The organism is Bradyrhizobium sp. CCBAU 51745 (assembly GCF_028128715.1).
In the GTDB taxonomy this organism is placed as follows: domain Bacteria; phylum Pseudomonadota; class Alphaproteobacteria; order Rhizobiales; family Xanthobacteraceae; genus Bradyrhizobium; species Bradyrhizobium manausense.
On sequence record NZ_LBJP01000003.1, the window covers coordinates 391069 to 417025 of the forward strand.

The following is a 25957-nucleotide window of genomic DNA, read 5'->3' on the forward strand; positions in this document are numbered from 1 at the left end:
GTCTTGCCTTGAGGCCGCACTATCCATCATACGGCCGGATTGGTGCTAGCTTGTGGCGCCGCTCACATCGGTTTCGGGGATCGTCGTGTCGACATTCGAATGGATCATCGCGCTTCTGCTCGGCGCCGTTGCCTTATCGGCGCTGGCGCGGCGGATCAAGGTCCCCTACCCGACCTTTCTCGCCATCGGCGGCGCGTTGATCGCCTTCGTGCCGAACAGCCCGTCCTGGTCTCTCGATCCAAGCCTCGCATTGGCCCTTTTTGTCGCACCAGTGCTGCTGGATGCGGCCTACGATACGTCGCTGCGCGACCTGCGCAAGAATTGGGTTCCGGTCTCGACCCTTGTCGTGGTCGCGGTCGGCCTGACGACGGCTGGCGTGGCCTATGTCGCGCACCGGCTGTTCCCCGACATGCCCTGGGCCTCCGCCGTGGCGCTCGGCGCCATCGTCGCGCCGCCGGATGCCGCGGCTGCCGTCGCGATCCTGAGCCAGGTGAAGCTGCCCTATCGCATGATCAAGGTGCTCGAGGGCGAGAGCCTGCTCAACGACGCGAGCGCGCTCTTGATCTATCGCATCGCTGTCGGCGCTGTCGTCATGGAGCACCTGAAATGGAGCGAGGTCGCGCCGACGATCGCGCTCGGACTGGTCGGCAGCGTGCTGGCCGGCCTTGTCGCGGGGCGCGTCATCCCGCCCATCATGGAGCGGGTGCGAGAGGTGCCGAGCGCGATCATCGTGCAGTTCGCGACAACCTTCCTGATCTGGATCGGTGCCGAGCATCTCGGCCTCTCCGGCATCCTGACCATCGTGGTCTATGCCATCACCCTCGCGCAGTCGGCGCCTGCGCGCGTCCCGGCGCGGTTGCGGGTGCCCTCCTATGCGGTGTGGGAAACGACGGTGTTCGTCCTCAACGTGCTCGCCTTCATGCTGATCGGCATGCAGATGCGGCCGATCTGGACCAAGCTGGATGCGGACGTGCGCTGGGAATATTGCGCGGCCGCGGGCTGGATTCTGCTCACGGTCATCCTGGTGCGGCTGCTCTGGGTGACGTTCTACCGTACCACGTTGCGTCTGTTGATCGCGCACGGGATCTATCGCCCCAAGGATCCGAACCAGGTCGCTTCGCCCGAGGGCGGTCTCATCATTTCCTGGTGCGGCATGCGGGGCCTCGTCACGCTCGCGACCGCCTTCGCGCTGCCGGAGACCTTCCCTTATCGCGACTTCATCGTCTTCATCGCCTTCGCGGTGGTGCTGGGCTCGCTGGTGATCCAGGGCCTGACGCTGCGACCGCTGATCCTGGCCTTCGGCCTCAGGGATGACGATCCCGTCGCCATCGAGGTCGCGCGCGCCCGCGCCATCGCCTATCGTGCCGCACTCGATGCGATCGAGGACGATCCGTCGGAAGAGGCTGAAATCCTCAGGCTCGAATACCGCGCCATCCTGATGCAGGCGGACGACGATCCGCACGGCGGCATCCCCAACGGCGAGCTGCCGGCCGATCCCCTGCGCCGCCGCGCCATCGAGGCCGCGCGCAAGTCAATCTTCGATCTCCGTGCCACCGAGGTGATCGGGGACGACGCGTTTCACCGGCTCGAGGAAGAGCTCGATCGGGCGGAATTGAGCGCGGGGGGATGAATTGCTCTCGCTGCAACTCTGGTGTCGTCCCGGACAAGCGCGCGCAGATCCGGGACGACATTGGAATTTGAACCAAACTCCGCGTCCCCAGACTCATTCCTGATGACAACCCTGATCGACGACCGTCGTGTACGCGCGCGAGATGCGTCGCCTGCACGATATTTTTATCTCCACATGGCGCTGGCCTGTGCGGCCACCGCCTTTCTCGGCTTTGCACCGACCTATTTTGTGCCGCTCGCCTACCGGACGTTTTCCGCAAGCCCGGTGATTCATTTTCACGGACTGTTGTTCTTCACCTGGTCCCTCTATTTCGTGATGCAGACCTGGCTCGCGGCCTCCGGCCGCGTGGTCAATCATCGTTCGCTCGGCATCGTCGGCGTCTCGCTCGCAACCGCGATGACGATCTTCGGCTTCCTCGCCTCCGTGCATGTGATGAGGCAGTCCGCCGCGCTTGGTCAAACCGAGGCCGGCATCAGCTTCTCGATCGTCCCGATGACCGGGATCGCGTTCTTTGCCGTGGTGTTCGTGCTCGCCATCATGAACACGCGCAGGCCGGAGATTCACAAGCGCCTGATGCTGCTCGCGGCAGTCTCGATCCTCGATGCCGCGATCGCCCGCTGGTTCATCACCTTCCTCGCGCCTCCCGGACCGCCCGGCCCTCCGCCGGTGCCAGTGACGATCGCGCCGGCTGTGATCGCCTCGCTTCTCCTCGTCGTCGCCATGGTGCGCGACTGGCGCGCAGAGGGGCGCGTTCATCCGGTCTACATCACCGGCACGCTCGCGCTGCTGGCGCTGAAGGTTCTGAACTGGCCGATCAGCGATAGCGGTGCGTGGCACGCGTTTGCCGGCGGGATCCTGGCGCTGGCGCAGTAGGCCTAGCGAAAACGCCAATGCCGATCCGTCACCCCGGCGCAACGGCGAGGCCGTTGTCGCCGGAGGGTGGCCGCTTCTTCAGCGGCCCTCGAAGGGCGACGGCCCGGCTGCATCGTGGCCGTTCATCCTTGAGGCTCCCGGCGCGATGCTTTGCATCGCGCCACTCGCACCTCAGGATGACAGAGCTAGGCTAAGCCCCGGCCTTGCACGTGATCCCGCCGTCGACCACGAGCTCTATCCCCGTCACATATTTCGACTCGTCCGACGCCAGAAACAATGCGGCATTGGCGACGTCGAAGGCGTCACCCATGTGGCCCATCGGCACCTGGGCATCGCGGGCGCGCCACATCGCTTCGACGTCGCCCTTGGCGTAGCTGTTGGCGAGACCGGCCGAATGCTCCACCATCGGCGTCTTCATCAGGCCGGGCAGGATCGCGTTCACCCGCACATGATGTTTCGCGAACTCGATCGCGGTGGTGCGCGTCATCTGGTTCATCGCCGCTTTCGACGTGCCGTAGGTGACGTAGGAGATGCCCATGTGGCGGATCGAGGCGATCGAGGAGATGTTGATGATCGAGCCGCCGCCCTGCTTCACCATGACAGGAATGACATGCTTCATGGCGAAATAAGCGCTCTTGAGATTGACGCTGAAGACGCGGTCCCAGCTTTCTTCGGTGACCTCGACCACGCTACCCATCTCGGCAATGCCGACATTGTTGTCGAGCACGTCGACGCGGCCATAGGCCTTCAGGCATGCGGCAACCATCGCCTCGATCTCGGCAGGCCGCGAGACGTCGGCCGTGAACGCGGTCGCCTTGCCGCCTTCGCCGGTGATGATATTGGCAGTCTCCTCGGCGGCCGCGCCGTTGCGATCGACGCAAAACACCTGCGCACCCTCACGCGCAAAGGTCACCGCGGTGGCCTTGCCGTTGCCCCAGCCCGGCCCGATCGAGCCGGCGCCCACCACCATCGCAACCTTGCCCTTGAGCCGGTCCATCGCGCGTTCTCCCGTGGTTGTTGTTCTTGTAGCCCGGATGGAGCGCAGCGCAATCCGGGATCACAGTCCCCGGATTTCGCTTCGCTCCATCCGGGCTACGCGTCACTGGCAAGCCGTCACTGGAACGTCATGTCCAGGCACTTGGAGATGTCGGAGCCGAGGCCCGAGGAGATGGTGATGCAGCCGCGGATCTTCTGCGCCGTCATGTCGGCGGCCCAGATCGAATAGCCGCCGGGACCGAAGAACGAGTTGGTGTTCGGCGGCTCGGTCTCGGTCGCGTCGAAATCGTAGTGGCCGTCGGACTCGAAGATGCGCGGCCTCTTGGTGCAGCCGCCGTCGGTCTGGACGTTGATGACCTCCTTGTTGTCGCGGGTCAGCGCCAGCGAGACCTGGCAGCGGAAATATTCCGAGGTCCTGGTGTTGAAGAGATAGGTGTAGGACTTGCAGGTCGCGGTGTTGAGCTTGCCCGGGGCAAGGCCACGGCTGCACGAAATCCGCTGGTTGTGGCTGAGCTGGTAGTCATCGGCCCGTGCCGCCGGCGCCAGCGCCGTCAGTGACATCAAGGCAATCCAGCAAACTTTTACGACGTGACCCATTCGAATCATCCCCACCAATATCTTTGTCGTGTTGCGTTCTAGACTGAAAGCGGAACATAGTCGCGAGGGGACGAACGGAAAATCACAAACTGCTGGTCTAGACGTGATGCGCTGCGACGTCTTCGCAGATTGACCCAGAGACATCGTTCGTGATTTGTTCAAAAGGGCACCCCGACAATGGGGAGGATGGATGATGGCATTTTCAATCAAGACATTTGCAATCGCAGCCGTGCTGGGCGCGTTCGCCGCGTCCGCTCTCGCGCAAAACGCGGCGACGCCGTGGGAGCTCAAGCCGGACACCGGCTATGCTTATGACAAGGACGGCAAGACGTTTTCCTACAAGATGGGCACCAGCAATGCCGGCGAGCTGCTGAAGGGCGCCAAGAAAGTGCCGAGGGGCACGCTGTTCTTCATCGGCCAGAACGGCCAGCTCTACATGCGCAGCGGCCAATATCTGGAAGGCGACGGCAGGTTCAAGTTCGGGCCGGACCAGTAGGTCTAAATTTGTAGGGTGGGTTAGCCGAAGGCGTAACCCACCACTGGCTCTATCAGCTGAGACAGAAGAGGTGGGTTACGCCGAGCAGATGCGCTTCGCGCATCTGCAGGGCTGACCCACCCTACGGCAGCTCGCCACCGTCCTAAAACGCCGCCGCCAATTCCCTTGCGCCGGGCTTGCTGCTGTTCGAGTCCATCCGGTCATCCGTCACCGCGAGCAGCTTCGCCACCGTGTTGTGGCGGATCGCGACGGGATTGCGCTCGTAGCCGCTGCGCTGGAAGAAGTTCGAGGTCGGCACCTGCTCGCGCATCGCCTGCGGCATCGTCACCATGTCGAGGCCGGTGCCGTCGCCGGTGAGGTTCATCATCTCGAGCTCGACAGCCGTCAGCGGACGGGTGTAGCCCTTGGCGCGGGCGAACAGCACCGAGGTCAAGAGCTTGTGGGTTTGCAGCATCGGCCCGACGTCGATGTCCAGCACCATCGCATGCATGGCCCAGCCCTGCGCGGTGTCGCCGATCTTCTCGTGCTCGGACCAGGTATCCGGCACCGACTTCGCATGCGCCACCATCTTCTTCAGAACGGCGAGCTTGTGCTCGAGCGCCTGGCGGGCCGGTCCGGAGGTGCGCGCCACCTTGTCGGCGAGCGCGCGGACGAACTCGTGGCCCTGCTCGGCCAGGAGCTCGACGCTGTTGGTGGTGAGCAGCTGGTTGTAGCCCATCGCGGTCGAGATCGCGCGCTTGCCGCCATTCTCGATCCCCGCCTGTACGTCGTAATTGCCGGTGCCGCCGGTCTCGAAGGAATAGACCCGCACCGCCTGCTCCCGCGTCAGCCCCGAGGCGAGTGCGTAGCGCGCATAGGCGCGCTTGAACTCGACCTCGCTCGTCGGCCGCTGCGGCGTGAATTGATAAAGATCCTGCGCGGCGCGCAGAAGATCGGAGGCCACCGGCAACGGCTTGCGGGGCGGTCGCTCCGGCGTTTCCTCCGGCTCCGGGTTCACCGGCCGCTTCGGCCCGGTATAGACTGGCGGCTGTTCCAGCACGTAATCGTCGAGCGTGATCTGCTGCCCGCTTCGCCGCTTGGCATTGCGGCCCTTGCGCTTCTCCGAGACCTGGCTCCAATAGGCAGCGGCCTCCTGGTCAAAGGCGCCCCTGATAGCCTGATATTCGGCGAGCTTGCGGCGATATTCGAGCACGGCCGGCGAGGCGCCGCCTTGCGCGAAAAACTGCGAGAGCAGCTGGGCGTTGGCATTGCTGACGGCAGGCGGCAGCGCGCCGAACTCCCCGCCACGCGCGGCGGGGACGAGCAGGACGAGCGCCAGTGGAACCAGCGCCAGATGTGTTCGAATCGAATGATGCATGCTGCCCTCTTAGCAGGCATCCGGTAACCGTCACGTTAACACGCCGTTTACCATCTCACTTCCAGGCAAAAACCGGCTGTTCCAGGTCGGTAACGCGGGTCTGCCGCCCCGCCAGCACTTCGCGGAACTGGTAGATCAGCGCCGCGGTCGGCGCGTGGATCAGGCTCATCTGGTGATGGAAGCGAATCACGCGCCCGCTGCTTTCGGGAATCGCCGTGAAGTCGAAGGCATCGTCGCGCTCGATCGTGTCGAGCGCGATGCGATGGACGGAGGCGACCTCGTCCGGGTTCGGGGTCATCGCAGCGCTGTTCGCGGCCCAGACCACAACCGGCGTGATCAGATAGCCGGAGCGCGTCGGGTAATCGTCGAGCAGGCCGAGCACGGCATCGGCTGGAAGCTTGAGCGCGAGTTCCTCGTCGAGCTCGCGCAGCGCCGCCTCGACCGGCGTCTCGCCGGTATCGCAGCGACCACCCGGCAGCGCCCATTGACCGCGGTGCGAGCGCAAACTCGATGCACGCCTCGTCAGTAGAAACGCCGTGTCGTCGCCGTCGTTGGATGCCGTCAGCGCCAGCACCACCGCGGCGCGCTTCAGCGCCGACGGTTCAGTCGCATCGGGCAGCCGCGCAAATGAAGCGCAGGCGGCTTCGATATTCCGTCTGGTGGCATCGTCGAAAGTTCTCATGATGCTTGACTACACCAGGACCGCATCTGATGAAACGAGGAGAGATCAAGCGTTGCGAGGATGGATGAAGCGATGACCAGCAAGGCCGCAGCAAAGCTCAAATCAGACGGCTGGACCATCCTGGAAACCACGGGCTTCATGCACCTCGTCGGCCCCTTGTGGGAGCGCAAGGTCGACGGCCGATACGAATTCGCGCTCGCCACCGAAGACAAGCATCACAACCGTCGCGGCATGGTCCAGGGCGGCGTGATGATGACCTTCGCCGACCGCACCTGTGGCATGACCGCCCGCTACGTCTCCGGCAAGGAGTACATGGCGACGGTTCAGCTCGACACCCATTTCGTCGAGGCCGGCCAGATCGGCGACATCCTGATCTCCCGCCCCCGCGTGGTGCGCTCGACGCGCAGCCTGATCTTCATGAGCACCGAGGTCACGGTCGACGGCCGCTGCATCGTGATGGCCAATGGCGTGTTCAAGATCTTGAAGGGGCCGGCGTAGGCCGCGATCAGGGCCAGCGCTGCAATCGGCGCCCTCCGCTGTCGTCGCCCGGCTTGACCGGGCGACCCAGTACGCCGCGGCGGCTCGACTCTGTTTCGACTGCCTCTGGAATACTGGATCGCCCGATCAAGTCGGGCGATGACACCTGATGTGTGGCATGGGTGTGCTGATCTCGTCATTGCGAGCGCAGCGAAGCAATCCAGCATCCCTCCGCGGACGCATCTCTGGATTGCTTCGCTACGCTCGCAATGACGAGCGCGGCTGGCTATGGTGCCTGACGACAGGACCGTTGAGGAAACAGCCCATGCAGTACCGCCAGCTCGGCCGCTCTGGCCTGAAGGTTTCGCCGATTTGCCTCGGCACCATGATGTTCGGTGGGCCGACGGATGAGGCGACCTCGACGCGCATCATCGCCAAGGCGCATGACGCCGGCATCAACTTCATCGACACGGCGGACGCCTATTCGAAAGGCGGCTCGGAGCAGGTCGTAGGACGCGCGATCGGCAGCAACCGTCACGATTGGGTGCTCGCGACGAAGCTCGCCAACCCCATGGGGGACGATCCCAATCGCGCCGGGCTGTCGCGCCGCTGGGTGTTGCAGGCGGCCGAGGAGAGCTTGACGCGGCTCGGCACCGACCACATCGACATCTACTATCTGCACAAGGAAGACCATGCGACGCCGCTGGAGGAGACGGTGCGCGCGATGGGCGATCTGATCCGCGCAGGCAAGATCCGCTATTTCGGCGTTTCCAACTACCGCGCCTGGCGCGTTGCCGAGATCTGCAACATCTGCGACCGGCTCGGCATCGACCGTCCCGTGGTCAGCCAGCCCTATTACAACGCGATGAACCGCATGCCCGAGGTCGAGCATTTTCCGGCCTGCGCTTATTATGGCCTCGGCATCGTGCCCTATAGCCCGCTGGCGCGCGGCGTGCTCACCGGCAAGTACAAGCCCGACGCTGCCCCCGAGAAGGACACGCGCGCCGGCCGCAACGATGCCCGCATGATGCAGACCGAGTGGCGCCCGGAGTCCCTGCAGCTTGCGCAGGAGATCAAGGCGCACGCCGAGAAGAAGGGCATCACTGCGGGCCAGTTCGCAGTGGCCTGGGTGCTGAACTCCGCCTTCGTCTCGTCGATCATCGCGGGGCCGCGCACTGAAGAGCAGTGGGACGGCTATATCGGCGCGCTCGACTATCGCTTCACTGCCGAGGACGAGGCGCTGATCGACCGGCTGGTGGTGCCGGGCCATCCCTCGACACCGGGCTACAACGACCCCGCCTATCCGATCGAGGGACGTCGCGCGCGGACGGCGTGAACTTGCGGAGGCAGCCCGGAGGTCGAGCCCGAGACGAAGCGGCCGGATGTCGCCACGCTGGCGCTGCTGCGGGGGCGGGATTTTCGACGAGCTGGCCGAGACTTACCCGGCTTTTGCGCTGACCATGATGCAGGCCACCTGACGCCTCTCCCCTCCCTGCCACGAAAAAAACATCGGCCTGACGACAAGTGTCCGCCAGAACGGTTGGAGCGATCGGGGGCGAAACGCCGATGGGTGGCGCGGTGGTATTCCAGACGGGCTTTGTCGATCGGCTGGCCGAGCAAACGGGATCGCAACCAATTTGCGATTCGATGGTTAGTGGGCGGAACTCTCGCCCGTCCGTGGCCCCCTGGCACATGAGCCTGACGATGCGCCTGCCCCGACCGGTTCTGGCTGCAATCCTCGTCTCTCTCGCAAGCCCTTGTTTTGCCGAGCCTTCCACCGCGATCGCGGTGAACAATCCGCCGGCCCAGCAGAATTCTCTTGTCGACATGCTGGCGCTGATGTCGGGCCACTGCAAGACGCTGAAGGTCGACGGGCGTCCCTTTGCCTGCAAGACCGTGGCCTTCGCCCATGACGACAAGGGCCGGGTTAATTTCGCCGTTGCCGTCGACGACCCCAGCGACGAGAACCACGTCGTGTCGTTCTCCGGCGAGAACGGCAAGCGCGCCGACGACAACTCCTACGAGCTGCCGGTCGATCGCATGCTGCTCAATTCCAAGAACCGGCCGAAGGTCGACGGCCTGCCGGTGCCGGCCGCGCAGGCCTCGATCGGCACCTGCCGCCAGACCGGCAATTTCGCGGCCAGGAAGGTGAACGACGTCACCTGCTCGGCGACCGACAGCGAAGGCCGGACATATGAACTGCTGTTCGTCTCCGACGGTAAGCCGGTGAGTGTGCGCCGCATCAGGAAGTCGTCGCATTCGATCCAGGATCCGTTCAAGTAACGACCCCTCCTCGCACCGCCTGTTCATCGGGGCGCGACGCGCATGCTTCCGTTGAAACTCCGCTTCAGCTGGTTATGCTCTTTCGCGCGTCCTCAAGAGGAGGCCGATTGCAAATCGAGGCGGGGCCGAACGTCCAGCAATGCGTATCATCACCGGGCTCGCGCGTATCCTGATCGTCCTTCTGTCCGCCTGCCTGTCGTGTGAATGCGCCGCCGACGGCCCGCGACAGCGCGCCATCCTGGTGCTGGAAGAGGCCGATTTCCGCTCGCCGTTCTATTCCGAAATCTTTGACGGCATCCGTGCCGTCGCAAAACAGAACGGCAATATCGACACGGTGATCTACGGCGAAAGCCTCGATCTCCCACGCTTCCCGGGATCGGACTACGAAGACAGTCTCGTCGATCACCTCAAGACCAAATATGCGCGCCGGCCGATCGACGTCATCGTGTCGATCGGCGTCGCATCAGCCAAGTTTCTTCAGAGGCGGAAGCAGGACATCTGGCCGGCCGCGCCCGTCGTGTACGGCCTCGTGCCTGATCTGCCCGAGGTTCGCGCGGTGTTCCTGCCCAACACCACCGCCATTTTTTCAAGAGTGCGGCCGATTGATATCCTGACCGCAGCGCGCGCCGTCGTTCCGGATTTGACCCGTGTGGTCCTTGTCGGCGGCGCCTGGACCAATCCGCTGGTCTATAGACGCTGGAAGCAGGATTTCGCGGCGGCGATGCCCGGTCTCGAGGTCACCGATCTCTCAGGCACGGTGCTGCGCGATGTGCTCAAGCAGGTCGCCAACCTGCCTGACGGCTCTGCGATCCTGACCTCGGCAATGTATTCCGACGGCGAGGGCACTTATTATTCCCCGATCGCCGCGCTCACGCGCGTTGCCGAAAGCACGAACCGCCCGGTCATCATCACATCCGATACGCTGCTCGGAAAGGCGGGCGTGGGAGGTTTCGTCCTGCTGCCCGACATCATCGGACGGGAGGCCGGCGATGTCGCGATGCGAATTCTCGGTGGCGAGGCACCGTCGAGCATCCCGCCCTTCAACGGAAACAACGTCAAGCCCATCTTCGACTGGCGACAGCTCAAACGCTGGAACGTCGACGAAGCCAATCTGCCTGAAGGCAGCGAGGTGCGTTTCCGTGTGCCGAGCTTCTGGGAGCAGTATTACTGGCACACCATGATCGTCGCGGGCGTGGTGCTGACGCAGGCGCTGATGATCACCATTCTGCTGCGCGAGCGTCACTTGCGCTCCTTTGCGGAAGTCGAGGCACGTCAGCGCATGTCGGAGCTCGCCCACATGAATCGCCGTGCCACCGCGGGCGAGATGTCGGCCTCGATTGCACACGAGCTGAGCCAGCCGCTGGCCGCGATCCTGCTCAATGCCGAGACGGCCAGGCAGGTGCTCAAGAGCCCGGCGCCTGACCTTGGCGAAGTCAGCGACATGCTGGAGCATATTCGCCGTGACGATCAACGGGCGAGCGACGTCATCGCCCGGCTGCGGACGTTTCTGAAGCGGGACCCGACCGAACGGCGCGAGATCGACCTCAACGCAACCGTCGAGGAGGTATTTCGCTTCCTCTCGGTGCAGGCGCTGACCAAGGATGTCGGACTCAGCACGGAGCCATCGTCCGCCAGCATCCGCGTCGAGGCCGACCGGGTCCAGCTCCAGCAGGTCATCCTGAACCTGGTCATGAACGGCATGGATGCGGTGGCGCATCTTCCAGCGGACCGGCGCCGCGTCGTCGGCCGGACCGGCCTCGCCAAGGGCAATCATGCCATCGTCTCCATCGCCGATACGGGCGAGGGCATTCTTGCCGAAAAGCTGACCGAGATCTTCAAGCCGTTCTTCACGACCAAGGCGCAAGGCATGGGGATCGGCCTGTCGATCGCGCGCACCATCGTCGAGGCGCATGGCGGCCGCATCTGGGCCGAGAATGCGCCGTCGGGCGGCGCGGTCTTTCACATCAGCCTGCCGCTGGTCGCGTCGGGATAGTCCGCTCAGGCGAACGCCTTCTCCAGCGTCGCGAAGATCACGGCGAGCGACTTGTCGTGGCGGGTCACGGCGGGGACCCGCCGATCGATCTTCATCAGTTGATAGACCGCCATCTGCGCTGCGCGCACGGAATATTCGACGGTGAAGACGACGTCGTCGGGAATCTCGACGAACTGGCTGACGAAAGCCAGGTTCACCGAATTTTTCGGCACTGGCAGCGGCCGGTCGGTCAGATGCCGCGGCATGAACATGCTGGTGATGTAGGGCATGCGGCAGGGAATGCAGATCGCGTCCTCGAATATGGCGCGGTCGAAATTCAGATGACCGCAGAGCTCTCTCAGGATGTCGGCGCCGCCGCAATCCGACATCGGCTTGGCGACGAAATTGCCGATGCGGTCAGGATGCAGCGCATAGCCCCAGAACACCTGGACGTTGTCAGGTTGGCCTGCGAAATGCGGTTGGTGATAGAGCACAACCGACATCAGCCAGTTGGAATCCTTGAATGTCACCAGCCCGCCGGTGCCGGCCCTGTTGCCGGAGAAGGCTTCCATCTGGTCGAAGAAGCGCGGGTCGCGGCATGTGCCGGTGAAGGACAGCCAGTAGGATTCGGGGATCGAGCTGTTGAACACCGCCGGATTGCCGAATTCGGGACGCCCCCTGGCAATCGACTCCCAGAGCGCCCAGCCCTGGCTGTCGTCCTTGGTCAGGGAAGGCGCGGGCTCGCTCATGGTGCCCAGGCTCGAAGCATCCGTCATCGAGCCGTTCTGGAAGAACACGAGATCGCCGTCCTCGATAAGGACATTGCCGGTGCGGCCGTCGCGGTCCAGCACGAGCTGGCTTACCCGCAGCTTCTCGCCCGCTTGCTCGAAGGTCATGTCGGTGACGCGCGTCCCTCGCACGAATTGCACGCCCTGCCGCTTCAGCCAATCCTCGAGCGGCCGCACGATCGCGTCATACTGATTGTAGACCGTACGCTTGACGCCGCCGAGCGTCTCGATGCGCGGGAATTCGTTCATGAAGCGGTGCAGATAGCGCTTCAGCTCGACCGCACTGTGCCAGGGCTGGAAGGCAAAGGTGGTCTGCCACATGTACCAGAAATTCGATTCGAAGAATCCCGGCGACAGCCAGTCGGTGATACGACTGTTCCCGAGCGTCTCTTCCGACGCCTCTGTGAGCCGCAACAGCTCGAGCCGGTCGCGGGCGGTGAAGCCCATATGCGAGACGTCGATCTTGAAGCGGTTCCGGTCGACCAGGCGTGCACGCGAATGCGCCGGGTTCTCCTCGTTGAACGCCACGGTTTCGTCGCGCACGCTGTGGCCCGGACGTTCGAGCGAGGGAATGTCCGACAGCAGGTCCCAGCTGCATTCGTAATGGTCGGTGGTGAGCATGCGACCGCCACGCAGCGAATAGGCGCCGTTCGGGAGTAGCGCACCGTCGAGACTGCCGCCGAGCAGCGGCTGCGCCTCATAGATCATGATGTCGCGCCCCGACACTTTCGCGTCGCGAATCAGGAACGCCGCGCCTGCGAGCGATCCGACGCCACCGCCGATGAAATACGCCTTCATGCCTTGCCTCGATTGCAGCCCGATTGATCGGCGCGACATTGCATCTGATAGCGACGCGGAAAGTTGCGCTGGATCAAGTGCCGCGGATGGTGCGTTTCAAATCGAAGTGAAGGCTCACGCCTTGCCGTTGGCTGGGTGGCCATGGCATGGAGTTCTCTCGCGACGGCCTCGATTCTCTGTTGGAGCGCCCCATGACGCGTGACCGCCTTTTTTTGCTGCGCCAGGGTTTCGAAGACCCTGCCCTTCCCGGCCGCCATTTCTTTTGCTGGCACTGTGCGCTGATCGAGGGCCTGCTCACCTCCTTTCCAACGCTTGCACAAGAACTGGACGTCGAGCGCATCGCGTGGCCGAAGCCTCGGCAGGACGTGATCGCACTGGTCGGCGAGGAGAATCAGTGGCTGCCACTGCTGGTCCTCGCCGACGGGACAACCTCGCCTCATCAGACCGGCAGCCGTCATGGGCGCGCCTTCATCAACGACAAGGATGCCATCATTGCCGCGCTGTCGGAGCGCCACGGCTTTCCCGAGCCGCATCCGTGAGACCGTCCCGAAACGAGGGATAATCGGCATTGCCTGAACCGGCGAGCGCCCGGCATAGTCTGCAAAATTGCGGAATCCGTCGCCATGCCCGATCCCCTTCCCGCCCTCATCGTCGTCGACGTCCAACGCGCGTTCGACGAATGGGAGGCGGCGGGCAAGCGGCGCAACAATCCGGATGCGATGGCGCGCATCGTTGACCTGCTCGCCGCGTTCAGGGCGAGCGGCGCGCCGATCTTTCATGTCCGCCACGAAGGCACCAAGCCGAACTCGACATTCCTGCCCTCGCGCTCCGGCTACGCCGTCAAGGACGAGGCGCGCGAGCAGGGCGGCGAGCCCGTGATCGTCAAGCGCGTCAACAGCGCGTTCATCGGCACGGATCTGGAGACGCGCCTGCGCGCAAGCGACATCGCCACGCTCGTGATCTGCGGCGCCACCACCAATCATTGCGTGGAGACGACGACACGGATGGCCGGCAATCTCGGTTTCAACGCGCAGCTGGTGCGCGATGCGACCTGGACGTTCGACCGCATCGGCGCCGATGGCGAAACGCACGCGGCCGAATCGATCCATGCGATGACGCTGTCGAATCTCAACGGCGAATTTGCCCGCATCGTGACCACGAACGAGGTGATCGCCTCGCTCAAAACGGTGCGACAATAAATCTCAGCGCAATTTCGCGACGATCGCATGCGTCGTTTCGACGCCCACTCTCGCCGGAACGCGGGTAGCGCCCATCTGTTGTCACGCGATATCTCAACTGGAGTGATGACATGAAATATCTCTTTGTCGCGATGGCCATCGGCGCTGCTGCACTCACCGCGTCGGCGGCCAACGCGGCGAGCGGTGGAAAGGCCAGGCCGAACGTGCAACCCGGCCAATCAACCGACATCAGCGCGCAGCACAGACACGGTCATCGCCATCAGCACTGGCGTCCGCATCATTACGGCTATGATCGCCGGCACCATCGCAGTTATGGCTATTACCCGCGGCACCACGGCTATTACGGAGGCGGCCCCTACGGCTATTACGGCGGCCGCGGTCCCGGCGTGACATTCAGCTACGGCGGCAGCCGCTGGTGAGACGCCAGGCCCGCAGAGATGCGGGCCTGCTTTCTCAACCTTGCAAAATGATCCCGGCCGTTTCCAGACCGCTCGCAAGTGCGGCCTCGACCGTTCCCATGTCCCGCCCGCGGTAGAGCGCCTCGCCGGAAAACAAGATCGAGCCATCGGCGCGCGCGAGAATCTCTTGCGCCGCCCGCGTCCGGGGCGTCGCCCAGGAATAGGCGCCGCGGGCAAAGGGATCATTCGCCCAGTTGGCGGCGGCCGCCGCCACGAGGTCCCGCGCGATATGTTCGCGCGGCAGGCCGAAGATAGCGGCGAGCGAGGCGATGCCGGCATCGATCAGTCCTTGCTGATCGAGATGCGCCAGCCCCGCCGTTCGCGGACCGCCTAACCATCCCGTCAGCACGGGATGCTGATCCGGATGGCGCGTCCACCACACCGGAATGGTCTCGTCCGACAGCAGGAAGAGCATGTCGGCAAGCTCTTCGCGCTGCTCGCGCCACCACGCTTGTTTGAACCGCAGCAGGATCTTGATGACGCCGCCGAAGCCGATGTCGTCTGCGGCTGCCGCTTTCGCACGCGCGGCCGCGGGCAGCGCGATCTCGCGCAACAGCGGCAGCGGCACGGTGACGATCACGCGATCGCAGTGTTGCAACTCACCGCCGGCACAACGGACGATGACCTTGCCTGCCTCCTCCTCGATGGCGGTGACCACGGCCCCGAGGTGAAGGACAACGCCGGACTTGCGGCACTCGGTGAGGAGAAAATCGATCAGGCCGCCATAGCCGCCGTCGAGGCGCGCCTGCATCGCGTGTCCGTCGTTCATCCATTCGTCGCGCAGCGCCAGCGTCGAGGCGCGCGCGGGATCGGCCGCATCGTAGCCCTCGACCATGCGTTCGACCGCATGCCGTAGTCGCGCGTACTCCGGCCCGGCAAAATACCGGCGCAGGAACTCGGCGACGGTGAGATCGTCCTTCAAGTCCTTCACTGCCGCATGGAGCTGTTCGTCGTAGGGCTCGCGCGGGTTCTCGCGCGAGAATGTCGTGCCGTCGAAGCTCCATTGCGCTCCGCCGATCGTGCGCACAGTGAGCCCCGCCTCGCGCGCGAGGCTGCGCGTCACCGGCGCCTCACCATGGACGAACTCGGCACCGCCATCGGCAGCATAACCGAACTCCGACGCCGGCAGCGGATGGATGCGCCCGCCGCAGCGCTCGCGCGCCTCCAGGATCGTGACCCGTCTTCCCCCGCGTGCGAGCTCGCGCGCCGCCATCAGGCCGGCCGCGCCCGCGCCGACGATGACGATGTGCTCGGACGTGTCAGGCATGCTGCAGATGGCGCGCGGGATCGTTCTGGATCAGATAGCGCAGCAATAGGACGCCGCCGCCGAGATCCTGCGTGCTCGCCAGCGTCATCGCGCGGAGCGGCGCGCGCTTGTCGCCGTCGGCCTCGGTCGAATCAAACACGAAGGGCGCGCCCCTGGCGCCGTCGATCGCGGGGCTGAGGATCAAATTGAACTCGTCGATCAGGCCGGCGCGCAGGAACGCGCCATTGGCAACGCCGCCGCCCTCGACCAGCAGACGCTTGACGCCAAGCTCGCGATTGAGGATCTCGACCATCAATGCCAGGTCGATCTCGGACTTGCCGGCAAAAATGTAGGACACGCCCTCGCCGCGCAGGCCGGCGAGATGCGAATCCGGTACGCTCTCGGTCAGCACCACGACGATCGGATCGCCGCCGATATCGGAGCGGCCCCAGCCGATCTTGCCATGCGCGTCGAGCACGACGCCGTAGGTGTCGGCATCGCGCCGCGCGAACCAATTCTCGCGCGGGAACTTTTCGTCCGACGTTTCCGGATAGGGCTTGCCTTTGGCGAACTCCGAGCCGGTGACACGGCCGATCACCCAGGCATCGCCGCCGAGCCGGTCATGGATCTTCTCGAACCAGTCGGTGCCGGCGCCCTTCGGACGCCAGCGGCTGGGATGGGTGCGGCCATCGAGGCTCGCATGCATCAGGCAGATGACGTAAGGCTTCATGCACATTCTCCGCGACAGCTTCTCAAGCCGGCTGGTTGCCCTTCTCGCGATCGTTCACGATCACCGCGAGCGGATTGAGTTTTGGCGGCGCGACCAGCTTGAGCGTATTGCTGTCGTGATGATTGAACGGTGCGCCGCGGACGAACAACGCGGTCTGGATCTGATAGCTCCAGCTGCCGTCGTCGTTGAAGGTGATATCGCAGCGGTAAGAGTCGGTGCGGAAGGCTTGTTCCAGGAAGTCGGTCGAGCAGATTCCGTAGGTCGTGTCGCCGCGCTTCGCTGCAACCGAGATGGTCCTGTCCTCCGGCTTGGCATGGCCCGAGGCGAGCAGCACTTGCCCGCGCGGGATCGCCAGTGTCTGCATGATCAAGCCGGTCGCGGGCTCCCAGAGCCAATAGCCGACCTGGTCGTGGAAGGTGATGTCTTCCTCAGGTGTATTGATGTGGATGTGATAGCGCAGGCCGTAAAACAGCTGCGGCCCGTTGGCCTGCGGATCGATCGGGTCCATCCTGACGTGCTCGATGAAGGTCCGCCGCTCCGGTCCCCCCGCCTTCGGATTGATATCAATGCCCTTGTCGGCCTGCCAGGTGCCGGCGAGCCGGCGCAGCGGCCCGAGATTGGCGAGGCTGTCAGGGGAAACGTCCTCGGGCTCGGTGAAGATGTCGGCGGGAAGGGGGAGCATGGCGACCTCGCATCGTTGCGCCGAGCGGTCATAGCACACGAGTGGTGCGAAACACCTGTCATGGAACCGGAAGGCTGCCCCGCGCGCTATGGGGTCTTGAGTGCAGGCCGGCCAAGGAGCGGATCTTGGCTTGGCGCTGCGCAACCTCTACCCCGAGCGCCAGGTCCTTGTCATATCAGGCCATGCCGATAACGAGGGCTCACGCTCGATTGGTCACGGCTGACAAAGCCGGTCCGAAGCGATGAGCTGGCGGCGACCTGACGAAGGCAGGGCGGGAAGGGCAGCGAGGCCGGCTCTCAGGCGGCCTCGTGTGCCGACGCCGCGCGCTGCTCGAGCATGCCGATCGTCGCGACCAGATTGTCGCGTCGCGCGCGAAGGCTGGCCGCGAGCGGCGGATAGGTCGGCTGTTGCGGGTCAAACACCCCGGCCTTGGCCTCTTCCTCCAGAATGTCGGTGTTGAGCAGCCGAACGCGCCACCACAAATCGGCGATCAACGCGTCGAGCTTGAGCTCTCCAACTGCACCAGAACGGGACATTTCCTGCATCACTTGCCTCAACCTGAAACGGCCTCTCCGATGAGGCCTGGCTTTGGTGCGGACTGAGCAAGGGGAGTGCCAGAAACGGGCTGCGGGAGCGCTGACGACAGCCGCCGGCGCACACCACGTCAAATCAGCGGCGCGCCCTGCCGCAGATTCATGTGCCTGTTAACGTCCTTGTAGAGCAGATAGCGGAAGCGGCCGGGGCCGCCGGCGTAGCAGGCCTGCGGGCAGAACGCGCGCAGCCACATGTAATCGCCGGCCTCCACCTCCACCCAATCGCGATTGAGGCGATAGACCGCCTTGCCTTCGAGGACGTACAGCCCGTGCTCCATCACATGCGTCTCGGTGAAGGGGATCGTTGCTCCCGGTTCGAACGTCACGATGTTGATGTGCATGTCATAGCGCATGTCCGAGGGATCGATGAAGCGTGTGGTGGCCCACCGCCCGTCCGTATCGGGCATCGGCACCAGTGTCATCGAATCTTCATTGGTCACGATCGGCTCTGGGTCGGCCAGACCAGGCACGCGCTGGTACAGCTTGCGGATCCAGTGCAGCTGCGCCGGTGCCGTCCCGCGATTGCGCAGGCTCCAGGCGTATCCCGGGGGCAGATAAGCGAAACCGCCAGCCTTCAGCTCTCGTTCCTTGCCGGCCAGCTTGAGCGTGATTTGCCCGCCCGCGACGAAGAGCGCACCCTCGGCGTCCTTCTCGGGCTCGGGAATTTCGCTACCTCCATTCGGCCTGATGTCCATGAGGTAATGGGAGAACGTCTCGGCGAAGCCGGAGAGCGGCCGCGCCAGCACCCAGACACGGCTGTTGTCCCAATGCGGCAGATGGCTGACGACGATATCGCGTTGCACGCAGTTCGGTATGACGGCGTAGGCGGTGGTGAAGACGGCGCGGCCGCTGAGGAGATCCGTCTGCGGCGGCAGGCCGCCCTGCGGGACGTGATAGGTGCGCGATGACATCGTCAGGCCTCGTGGCGGTCAGGCATGAGGTCGAGCTGCATGGTCTCGTCCAGCCAATATTCTTCGAGATTGTTGCCGTCGCCCTTGCGGTCGACGACGAGGAACGGGCTTGCGGCCTTGAGCACCAGAAGCGGATGGTGCCAGCAATTGCGTGCATAGTTCACGCCCTGTTGGCCCGTCGCCGCGAACGCCCGATAGCTCTCAGGCTTGCGCGGGTCCGTGCAAACGACGACCAGCCAGTCCGCGCCATTGAGCGGCATGAACAGCTGGCTTCCCAGCGGATGGCGCTCCATCAGGCGGATGGCGATGGGCGCCGGACGCATAGAGGCGACAAACCAGCTGATATTGGTCTGTCCGCCTTCAGCAGTGACATCGATCTCGGCGAGATCGTTGAATCGCTCAGCAAAACCCTGGTTGATCGACAGGGGGATCGCCCCGTCCGTCTCGATGACCTCGCCGAACGGCGCGAACGCCTGCTTCGTCAGGGGTTCAATCGAAAGCCTTACCATCGCTGACCTCAACACTTTCTACGCTCAGAGCGTCTGCAGACCCGCGACGGGCGCAGGCGCACCATCAGGTTCGGCCAGCAACATCTCGCCCTGAGGATCGATCTCGCCGTCCAGGATGCGATGCGCCCTGGCGCGATCAAGGTCGCCTTCCCATGCGGCGACAACGACCGTCGCGACGCAGTTGCCGACATAGTTGCCGAGCGCGCGAGCAATACCGATGAACCAGTCCACCGACAGGATCAGCACGAGGCCGATCGCCGGGATGGCCGGGATAGCCGACAGCGTCGCGGCGAGAACGACGATCGCCGAGCCGGGGACGCCATGGGCCCCCTTGGAGGTGAGCAGCGCGACGCCGAGGATTGCCAGAAGATCACCCAGAGCCAGCGGCGTGTTGGTCGCCTGTGCAATGAACACCGCCGCCAGGGTCAGATAGATCGAGAACGCATCGAGGTTGAACGAGTACCCGGTCGGGATGACGAGGCCGACGGTCGATCGCTTGATCCCGAGCAGCTCGAGCTTGCGCATGGTCTGCGGCAGCACGCTGTCACCGGCGGCCGTGCCGAGCACGATCATCAGCTCCTCACGCAAGTACGCCAGCAGCTTAAACAGGCTGAAGCCGGACAGCCGCATGATCGATCCGAGCACGGCCACCACGAACAGCACCACCGCCAGGTAGAACAGCCCGACGAGGCCGCCGAGCTGCTTCAGCGAACCGATGCCGTACTTCCCCACGGTGAACGCGATCGCGCCGAACACGCCGATCGGAGCGAGGCGGACGACGAAATTCATCATCTTGAAGATGATCTCGTTGACGCGCTCGATGAAATCGACCACCGGCCTTGCGCGCTCGCCGCACAACGACACCGCGCAGCCGAACATGATCGAGACGATCAGCACCTGCAGCACATCGCCAGAGCTGAACGCGCCGACGATCGTTCCCGGAATCAGCTTCATCAGGAACTCGGAGACGCCGCCGCCGGCGACCTGGGCCGCGGTCTGGCTGAAGCCGCTGAGCGCCTTGGCATCGAGCGTCGCGGGATCGATGTTCATTCCGGCGCCGGGCTGGAAGTAATAGGCGAGCGCGATGCCGAACACCAAGGCGACAGTGGTGACGATCTCGAAATAGAGCAGCGCGCGGATGCCGACCCTGCCGACCTTCGAAAGGTCTCCCGCCGCCGAAATTCCGTGCACCACGACGCAGAACACGATGACGGGCACCAGCATCTTGATCAGCTTGATGAAGCCGTCGCCGAGCGGCTTCATCTGCAAGGCCGTATCAGGATAGGCCATGCCGAGCCCAATGCCGAGCGCGAGTGCGACGACGACCTGGAAGAAGAGTGACTTGAAGATCCTGGGCATGGCTTTCCTCGGCTGGCGGGATTGGTGTCGGTCTGGCTTGGTCGGCGACTTGAGCCTTTCGCCATTATTGTCGTTGGCGCTGCGACGCGCTGCGTGCAGGGCTACTGGCCGCTTTCAGGGCGGACGACGGCTGCATCGGTCATTCGTTGACCAGGCACGACATCAAGTCCAATATATAGAACGACACGATTGATAGGTTTTCGCTATGGATCTTCGCCAGGTCAGGTACTTCATCGCGGTGGCCGAAGAGCGCAGCTTCACCCTCGCCGCGCGGCGGCTGAACCTGTCGCAGCCGCCGCTGAGCCAGCATATCCAGGCCCTCGAGGCCGAGCTTGGCACGCCGCTGCTCTACCGGACCAGCCGCAAGGTGGAGCTGACGCAGGCTGGCGAAGCGATGCTGCTGCGCGGCCGCGCCATCCTGCAACAGGTCAAGTCAGCGGAAGACGAGGTGCGCTCGATCGGCGCCGGCCTGGTGGGAACGCTGGATCTCGGCGCGACCGGGTCCATCCTGCGCGGTCCTCTCGCCGAGCTGCTTGCGGCCTACCGGCAGGTCGCGCCGTTGGTGAAGATGACCGTGCACGAACAGGCACCGGCTCTGCAGATCGCGGCCCTGCTCAACCGGACCACCAACATCTCGCTCATCCGCGGCGTGCCCACCGAGCGCGACCTCACCAGCAGACTGGCATGGCGGGAAGAGGTCGTTCTCGCCGTCCCCCGCACTCACCCCTTGGCAAGGCGCAAGCGCGTCGCGCTTTCCGAGCTGGCGTCGGAGGATCACGTCGTGCTCGACCCCGACAGCTCCGATTTCGCGCGCTATGTGCAGAGCTGCTGTGTCGATGCCGGCTTCCTGCCAAAGGTGTCCCAGCAGGTCGTCGACGCGCAGTCGATCCCGAGCCTGATTGCAGCCGGCTTCGGCGTCGCGCTCGTGCCGCAGTCGATCGCGCGCTTCACGACGTCAGACATCGCCTTTCGCCCCATCCGCCCCTCCCCGCCCGCCGCCGACGTGTTCCTGGTATTTCGGGAAGACGAGACCTCGATGGTGGTGCACAATTTCATCAAGCTGGCGCTGCGATATTTGGGGCAGCGGAAGAAGGTGGGGCAGGTCGCGAGTCAGCCATAGAGCCCGGCGACAATCGGCATGCGGGCGGCGCGGACGGCGGGAAACAATCCGCCGAACAAGCCGACGGCGAGCGCGAGCAACAGGCCCTGGCCGATCAGGCGCGGGCTGAGCTCGAAGTTGAACACCACCTGGCTGAAGCTTGCGCCCATGGTCGAGGCGGTGAAGCCGTCGAAGACCAGATAGGTGGCTGCGGCGCCGATCATTCCGCCGATCGCAGCCAGGATCAGCGACTCCACCAGCGTGCCGACGAACGCCGAAAAGCCGCCGAACCCGATGGCGCGCAGGGTCGCGATCTCGGTCGCCCGCGCCGCGACCGAGGAGTACATCGTGTTGAGCGCGCCGGCGAGCGAGCCGAACGCCATCGCGATCGCCAGCGGCCAGCCGAGCCTCTGGATCAGGTCCGACGTGTTCGACGCCTGCTGGGCGAAATAGGCGGCCTCGGACATCACGTCGAGCTTGAGACGTGGATCGTTGTCGCTGTAGGCGCGCAGCGTCTCGATCGCCGCCGGACTGGTCAACCGCGCCCGCACGGTCTGGACGGCGCCGGCGCGGTTGAACAGGCTCTGCAGCACCGGGAGATCTGCCCAGATTTCCGATTCGAACACGCTGCCGTCGGCGCCGAAGATTCCGACCACCGACCACCTGACATTGTTGAACGTCACCGTCTGGCCGAGCTCGAAGCCCTCGAATTCCTTGCCCAGCGCCCTGCCGACGATGATCTCGTTGCTGCCCGGATTGAACATGCGGCCCGCGATCATGACGGCGCCGCGGCGCAAGCCCGGGCCCTGCGGGCCGAGGCCGCGCAGCGGCAGGCTGGCCTTGGTCCCGGTGCTGCGCTTGATTCCATTGACGGTCAGATAGAGCTCGCCCGAGGTCTGCGGCTTGCCGTCGGATCCCCTCGCAATGCCGGGGCCGTCCTCGATCAGCCGGGCCTGGTCGCGCAACACCACGCTGTTGATCTCCGAAACCGCGCCGCTGCGCAGCACGACCGCGATATCCTCCGCGCCGGAATCCGCGATGGTGCGCCTGAAGCCGTTGGCCATGGAGAGGAACGCCAGAAGGACCGTGACGACGAGGCCGACTGCGATCACCGTCGCCAGCGACAGCCACAGCCGCTGCGGCAGGCTCTTGAGATTGATGGCGGTGACCGCCAGGATCTGCAGGATCATCGAGCGCATCGGGTCAACTCCGTCCGAGCGCAGTGACGATATTGAGGCGCATCGCGTTGAGCGCCGGCACCAGGCCCGTGATGATGCCGAACACAACCATTAATCCCACGGCCGCCGCTGCGATATCGGGGTATAACGATAGCGTTGGAACGAAGCTCATCAGGCTATCGCGCACCCGCGTGATCAGAAGCAGCGCGACGCCGAGGCCGGGCAGGCCGCCGAGCAACGCCAGCAGGATCGATTCGCCCAGCACCATGCGCAGGATGCGGCCGCCGGAAAAGCCGAGCGTCTTCAGCACGCCGATCTCGCTGGTGCGCTCGCGCACCGTCATCACCATGGTGTTGCCCACGATCATCAGGATGGTCACGAAGGCCGCCCCGACCACCAGCTCGACGATCAGGGCGACGTTGCCGAGCTGGGCGGCGAACGCTTTGTTGAAGGCCTTCTCGCTGTCGGTCGTGGTCTCGTAGGGCGAATTGGCGAACATCCCGTCGATGGCGTCGATCACGCGCTCGTTCGCGGCCACCGATGTGGTGCGCAGCGCCAGCCAGTTGATCAGGTCCTTGCCGAACGAGCGGGTCTCGTTGAAGTAGTCGTAGCCCATCACCATGACGTTGGTGTCGGCCTGCGGAATGCGGGCGGTGAAGCTGCCGACGATGATGAAGTCCCAGGCGTGCGAGCCGCTCCTTTGCGACCAGATGCTGCTCGAGATCGGAATATGATCGCCGACCTTCCAGCCCCACTTCTCCATCAGGCGCGCTCCGACCAGAACGCCGGTTCGCTCGCGGATGAAGGCGGCGCGCGCCTCGGGCGAGAACACGAAGTCGCTGTCGCGAAGCTTCATCCAGTTCTCGGGATCGACCGCGAAGGCAGCGATGAAGTTCCTCGGCTCCTGGTAGTAGCCGCCGAACCAGCTGAAATGGGTGATCTGGGCGACGCCGTCGATGGCGGCGACGCGATTGTAGTAGGAGATCGGCAAGGGCTGGGTGAAGTTGATCTTGTTGAGGACCACCAGGCGGTCGGGCGTGGCGCGGTCTTGCCCCGCGTTGAAGGCGCGCTCGAAGCTCGCCAGCACGCCGAAGATCGCAAACGCGATCAGGATCGAGACCATCATCAGGATGGCCCGCAATTTCCGGCGGAACAGATTCTTGCGGATCAGGACCAGATCGTTCACGCCGCGAGCTCCTTCTCGATGAAGTGGCCCTTGTCGAGATGCAGCGATCGCCTGGCGTATTGCGCCGCCGCCGGATCGTGGGTCACCATCACGATGGTCTTGCCGAGATCGCGGTTGAGCACTTGCAGGATCGACAGCACCTCGTCGGCGGTGGTGCGATCGAGATCTCCGGTCGGCTCGTCGCAGAGCAGCAGCGCCGGATCGGAGACGATGGCGCGCGCGATGGCGACGCGCTGCTGCTGCCCGCCCGACATTTCCTTGGGATAGTGCTTGACCCGTTCGGCGAGCCCGACCACGCCGAGCGCGGTCTCGACCCGCTGGCGCCGCTCCTTGCGGCCGAGCCGCGTCAGCAGCAGCGGCAATTCGACATTCTGCGCCGCGGTCAGCATGGGCATCAGATTGTAGAACTGGAAGATGAAGCCGATATGCGATGCGCGCCAGCGCGAAAGCTCGCTCTCGGACAGGCGATCAAGACGCTCACCTGCGACCTCGATCTCGCCGGCGTCGGACCGGTCGATGCCACCGAGCAGGTTGAGCAGGGTGGTCTTGCCGGATCCCGAGGGTCCCATCACCGCGACGAAATCGCCGCGTGGAATGGCGAGGTTGAGACCATCGAAGATGGTGATCGTCTCCTTCCCCTTGGTGAACCGCTTGCACAGGTCGACGATGTCGATCATCGGGTCGATTGGATCGGTCGGCGATAACATGGATCTTGCTCCCGCGTGCCTTAAGGGGAATCGGATCGCGCCGCGTTGGGCGCGCCGTCGTCCAGGAATGTGACCTTGATCGCCATATCAGGCAGGATGCGCGCATCTTTCACGTCCATGCCGACGCGGACCTTGACGGTTGCCTTCTCGCGATTGGCGGTGGGCACGATGGCGATGACGGCGCCCGGGATGCGCCAGTCCGGATAAGCGTCGAGCGCGGCCTCGACGCGGGTGCCGGCATGCAGGCGGCCGATCGAGGCTTCGTTGACGTCAACCTCGACCTCGATCGAGTCCATGTCGACGATGGTGCAGATGCCGGTGCGGGTGAAGCCGCCGCCGGCCGACAGCGGCGAGATCATCTCGCCGGGTTGCGCGCTGCGGTCGACCACGACGCCGGCGAACGGCGCGCGGATCCGGTGCTTGCCGAGCACCTCGCCGTAGCGCTGGGCCTCGAGCCGGGCCGCCGCCAGCTGCGCCTCCGCCTGGTGGAGCTGGGCCCGCAGCACGCCGGCTCTCGCCTGCGCCTTGGTCAGATCGGCCTCGGTGGCATAGTTCTTCCCCGACAGCGTCTGGGTACGCGTGAGGATTCGCTCGGCGTCGGCGAGGTCGGCGGCAATGGCGGCCGCGGCCGCTTCCGAAGCCTCGGCGCGCGCCTGCGCCAGCGCGTAATCCTTGTCGGCGAGGACATCGTCGAGCCTGGCGAGAACCTGGCCTGCCTGCACCACCATGCCCTCATCGACCAGGAGCTCGACCACCTTGCCGGTGACCTCGGCCGCGATGGTGGCCTTGCGGCGGGCCACGACATAGCCGGACGCGATCAGGCTGCCCGTGCTGCCAGGCGCAAGCGCCACGCTCCTCTGAACCGTATTGTCGGACCGGACGAGCTGAGGAGACGGTCCCTCGACGGCTGGTGCCTGCGCCGGCTGTATCGGGCTGCCGAGCCAAAGCACCACGCCGCTTCCCAGCCCGATCAGGACGATCAAACTCCCGATGGCCGGAAGCAGCCATCGTCGCGGCCGCGACGAAGGCCCGGCCGGCGGGGGCCGGTCGATCATGAGCGAGCGGAGCGAGCGCGTCCTGTCATCCATCTCGAGAGCTTGCCCGGTCCGGCAAGCGCTCTCTCGCCCGATACAGAATTCGGCTAGCCGATT

At 64.6% G+C, this 25957-nt stretch carries 27 protein-coding genes; 11 read left to right on the plus strand and 16 right to left on the minus strand.

The features are described from left to right. Positions 1 to 52: 52 nt before the first annotated feature. A complete protein-coding gene (locus XH98_RS04540; protein ID WP_271617908.1) occupies positions 53 to 1630 on the plus strand; it encodes a cation:proton antiporter in 1578 nt (525 codons plus the stop codon). 102 nt (positions 1631 to 1732) lie between these two features. Then, complete coding sequence (locus XH98_RS04545; protein WP_271603680.1) at positions 1733 to 2503, plus strand: hypothetical protein; 771 nt, start codon at positions 1733 to 1735, stop codon at positions 2501 to 2503. A gap of 190 nt (positions 2504 to 2693) precedes the next feature. Here the strand turns inward: XH98_RS04545 and XH98_RS04550 are convergent, their stop codons facing one another. Then, positions 2694 to 3500, minus strand: coding sequence for an SDR family NAD(P)-dependent oxidoreductase (locus tag XH98_RS04550; protein WP_271603679.1), 807 nt, complete (start codon positions 3498 to 3500; stop codon positions 2694 to 2696). A 116-nt stretch (positions 3501 to 3616) separates the two neighbouring features. Beyond that, a complete protein-coding gene (locus XH98_RS04555) occupies positions 3617 to 4096 on the minus strand; it encodes a hypothetical protein (protein ID WP_271603678.1) in 480 nt (159 codons plus the stop codon). Between the two features lie 193 nt (positions 4097 to 4289). Between XH98_RS04555 and XH98_RS04560 the strand changes: the two genes are divergently transcribed. Continuing rightward, on the plus strand, positions 4290 to 4592 hold the full coding sequence (locus tag XH98_RS04560) for a hypothetical protein (protein WP_271617909.1): 303 nt from the start codon (positions 4290 to 4292) through the stop codon (positions 4590 to 4592). 142 nt (positions 4593 to 4734) lie between these two features. Here XH98_RS04560 and XH98_RS04565 read toward each other — a convergent pair whose 3' ends face one another. Both XH98_RS04565 and XH98_RS04570 read right to left on the minus strand, forming a co-directional pair. Beyond that, positions 4735 to 5949 carry a hypothetical protein gene (locus tag XH98_RS04565; RefSeq protein ID WP_271617910.1) on the minus strand — a complete coding sequence of 405 codons (1215 nt, stop codon included), beginning with the start codon at positions 5947 to 5949 and terminating at the stop codon, positions 4735 to 4737. Between the two features lie 55 nt (positions 5950 to 6004). After that, positions 6005 to 6631: an NUDIX hydrolase gene (locus tag XH98_RS04570; protein ID WP_271617911.1), complete on the minus strand. Its 627-nt coding sequence runs from the start codon at positions 6629 to 6631 to the stop codon at positions 6005 to 6007. A 72-nt stretch (positions 6632 to 6703) separates the two neighbouring features. On the opposite strand from XH98_RS04570, the gene XH98_RS04575 reads away from it, so the two are divergent. The 4 genes from XH98_RS04575 to XH98_RS04590 all read left to right on the plus strand — a co-directional run bounded on the left by XH98_RS04575 (position 6704) and on the right by XH98_RS04590 (position 11384). Beyond that, a complete protein-coding gene (locus XH98_RS04575) occupies positions 6704 to 7129 on the plus strand; it encodes a PaaI family thioesterase (protein WP_271603675.1) in 426 nt (141 codons plus the stop codon). A gap of 304 nt (positions 7130 to 7433) precedes the next feature. After that, positions 7434 to 8444 carry an aldo/keto reductase gene (locus XH98_RS04580; protein ID WP_271617912.1) on the plus strand — a complete coding sequence of 337 codons (1011 nt, stop codon included), beginning with the start codon at positions 7434 to 7436 and terminating at the stop codon, positions 8442 to 8444. Between the two features lie 368 nt (positions 8445 to 8812). Next, complete coding sequence (locus tag XH98_RS04585) at positions 8813 to 9391, plus strand: hypothetical protein (protein WP_057759954.1); 579 nt, start codon at positions 8813 to 8815, stop codon at positions 9389 to 9391. 139 nt (positions 9392 to 9530) lie between these two features. Next, entirely contained in the window at positions 9531 to 11384 is a 1854-nt protein-coding gene (locus XH98_RS04590) for a sensor histidine kinase (protein ID WP_271603673.1), read from the plus strand. Between the two features lie 5 nt (positions 11385 to 11389). On the opposite strand, the gene XH98_RS04595 is transcribed toward XH98_RS04590, so the two are convergent. After that, positions 11390 to 12988: an oleate hydratase gene (locus tag XH98_RS04595; protein WP_271617913.1), complete on the minus strand. Its 1599-nt coding sequence runs from the start codon at positions 12986 to 12988 to the stop codon at positions 11390 to 11392. 152 nt (positions 12989 to 13140) lie between these two features. Between XH98_RS04595 and XH98_RS04600 the strand changes: the two genes are divergently transcribed. The 3 genes from XH98_RS04600 (at position 13141) to XH98_RS04610 (ending at position 14567) form a co-directional block, all read left to right on the plus strand. Continuing rightward, the gene (locus XH98_RS04600; RefSeq protein ID WP_271603671.1) at positions 13141 to 13488 is read left to right on the plus strand and encodes a DUF3088 domain-containing protein; all 348 of its coding nucleotides are present in this window, start codon (positions 13141 to 13143) and stop codon (positions 13486 to 13488) included. 84 nt (positions 13489 to 13572) lie between these two features. Continuing rightward, the gene (locus XH98_RS04605) at positions 13573 to 14148 is read left to right on the plus strand and encodes a cysteine hydrolase family protein (RefSeq protein WP_271617914.1); all 576 of its coding nucleotides are present in this window, start codon (positions 13573 to 13575) and stop codon (positions 14146 to 14148) included. Positions 14149 to 14258: 110 nt separating this feature from the next. Further along, positions 14259 to 14567: a hypothetical protein gene (locus XH98_RS04610; RefSeq protein WP_271617915.1), complete on the plus strand. Its 309-nt coding sequence runs from the start codon at positions 14259 to 14261 to the stop codon at positions 14565 to 14567. Positions 14568 to 14601: 34 nt separating this feature from the next. Here the strand turns inward: XH98_RS04610 and XH98_RS04615 are convergent, their stop codons facing one another. The 7 genes from XH98_RS04615 to XH98_RS04645 all read right to left on the minus strand — a co-directional run bounded on the left by XH98_RS04615 (position 14602) and on the right by XH98_RS04645 (position 20636). Further along, a complete protein-coding gene (locus tag XH98_RS04615) occupies positions 14602 to 15873 on the minus strand; it encodes a flavin monoamine oxidase family protein (protein ID WP_271617916.1) in 1272 nt (423 codons plus the stop codon). Then, positions 15866 to 16582: a RibD family protein gene (locus XH98_RS04620; protein WP_271617917.1), complete on the minus strand. Its 717-nt coding sequence runs from the start codon at positions 16580 to 16582 to the stop codon at positions 15866 to 15868. The genes XH98_RS04615 and XH98_RS04620 overlap by 8 nt, the downstream gene beginning before the upstream one ends. Positions 16583 to 16604: 22 nt before the next feature. Next, positions 16605 to 17264 carry an FABP family protein gene (locus tag XH98_RS04625; protein ID WP_271603666.1) on the minus strand — a complete coding sequence of 220 codons (660 nt, stop codon included), beginning with the start codon at positions 17262 to 17264 and terminating at the stop codon, positions 16605 to 16607. 296 nt (positions 17265 to 17560) lie between these two features. Then, positions 17561 to 17809, minus strand: coding sequence for a hypothetical protein (locus XH98_RS04630; RefSeq protein ID WP_271617985.1), 249 nt, complete (start codon positions 17807 to 17809; stop codon positions 17561 to 17563). Between the two features lie 119 nt (positions 17810 to 17928). After that, complete coding sequence (locus XH98_RS04635) at positions 17929 to 18768, minus strand: bifunctional allantoicase/(S)-ureidoglycine aminohydrolase (RefSeq protein WP_271617918.1); 840 nt, start codon at positions 18766 to 18768, stop codon at positions 17929 to 17931. A gap of 2 nt (positions 18769 to 18770) precedes the next feature. Further along, positions 18771 to 19277, minus strand: coding sequence for an ureidoglycolate lyase (locus tag XH98_RS04640; protein WP_271617919.1), 507 nt, complete (start codon positions 19275 to 19277; stop codon positions 18771 to 18773). A 24-nt stretch (positions 19278 to 19301) separates the two neighbouring features. Next, positions 19302 to 20636, minus strand: a complete 1335-nt coding sequence (locus tag XH98_RS04645) for a C4-dicarboxylate transporter DctA (protein ID WP_271617920.1) — start codon at positions 20634 to 20636, stop codon at positions 19302 to 19304. 205 nt (positions 20637 to 20841) lie between these two features. Here XH98_RS04645 and XH98_RS04650 point away from each other — a divergent pair, with 205 nt between their 5' ends. Beyond that, on the plus strand, positions 20842 to 21756 hold the full coding sequence (locus XH98_RS04650) for a LysR substrate-binding domain-containing protein (protein ID WP_271603662.1): 915 nt from the start codon (positions 20842 to 20844) through the stop codon (positions 21754 to 21756). On the opposite strand, the gene XH98_RS04655 is transcribed toward XH98_RS04650, so the two are convergent. Genes XH98_RS04655 through XH98_RS04670 form a run of 4 tightly spaced genes read right to left on the minus strand, consistent with a single transcriptional unit; the run spans position 21747 to position 25894 of the window. Continuing rightward, entirely contained in the window at positions 21747 to 22934 is a 1188-nt protein-coding gene (locus tag XH98_RS04655; RefSeq protein ID WP_271617921.1) for an ABC transporter permease, read from the minus strand. The genes XH98_RS04650 and XH98_RS04655 overlap by 10 nt on opposite strands. A 4-nt stretch (positions 22935 to 22938) precedes the next feature. Further along, positions 22939 to 24099 (minus strand): ABC transporter permease, encoded by a 1161-nt coding sequence (locus XH98_RS04660; protein ID WP_271617922.1) that lies wholly within the window; start codon positions 24097 to 24099, stop codon positions 22939 to 22941. Further along, a complete protein-coding gene (locus XH98_RS04665; RefSeq protein ID WP_442868541.1) occupies positions 24096 to 24806 on the minus strand; it encodes an ABC transporter ATP-binding protein in 711 nt (236 codons plus the stop codon). Before XH98_RS04665 ends, XH98_RS04660 begins: the two co-directional genes overlap by 4 nt. Positions 24807 to 24826: 20 nt before the next feature. Further along, positions 24827 to 25894 (minus strand): efflux RND transporter periplasmic adaptor subunit, encoded by a 1068-nt coding sequence (locus XH98_RS04670; protein ID WP_271617923.1) that lies wholly within the window; start codon positions 25892 to 25894, stop codon positions 24827 to 24829. Positions 25895 to 25957: the final 63 nt, after the last annotated feature.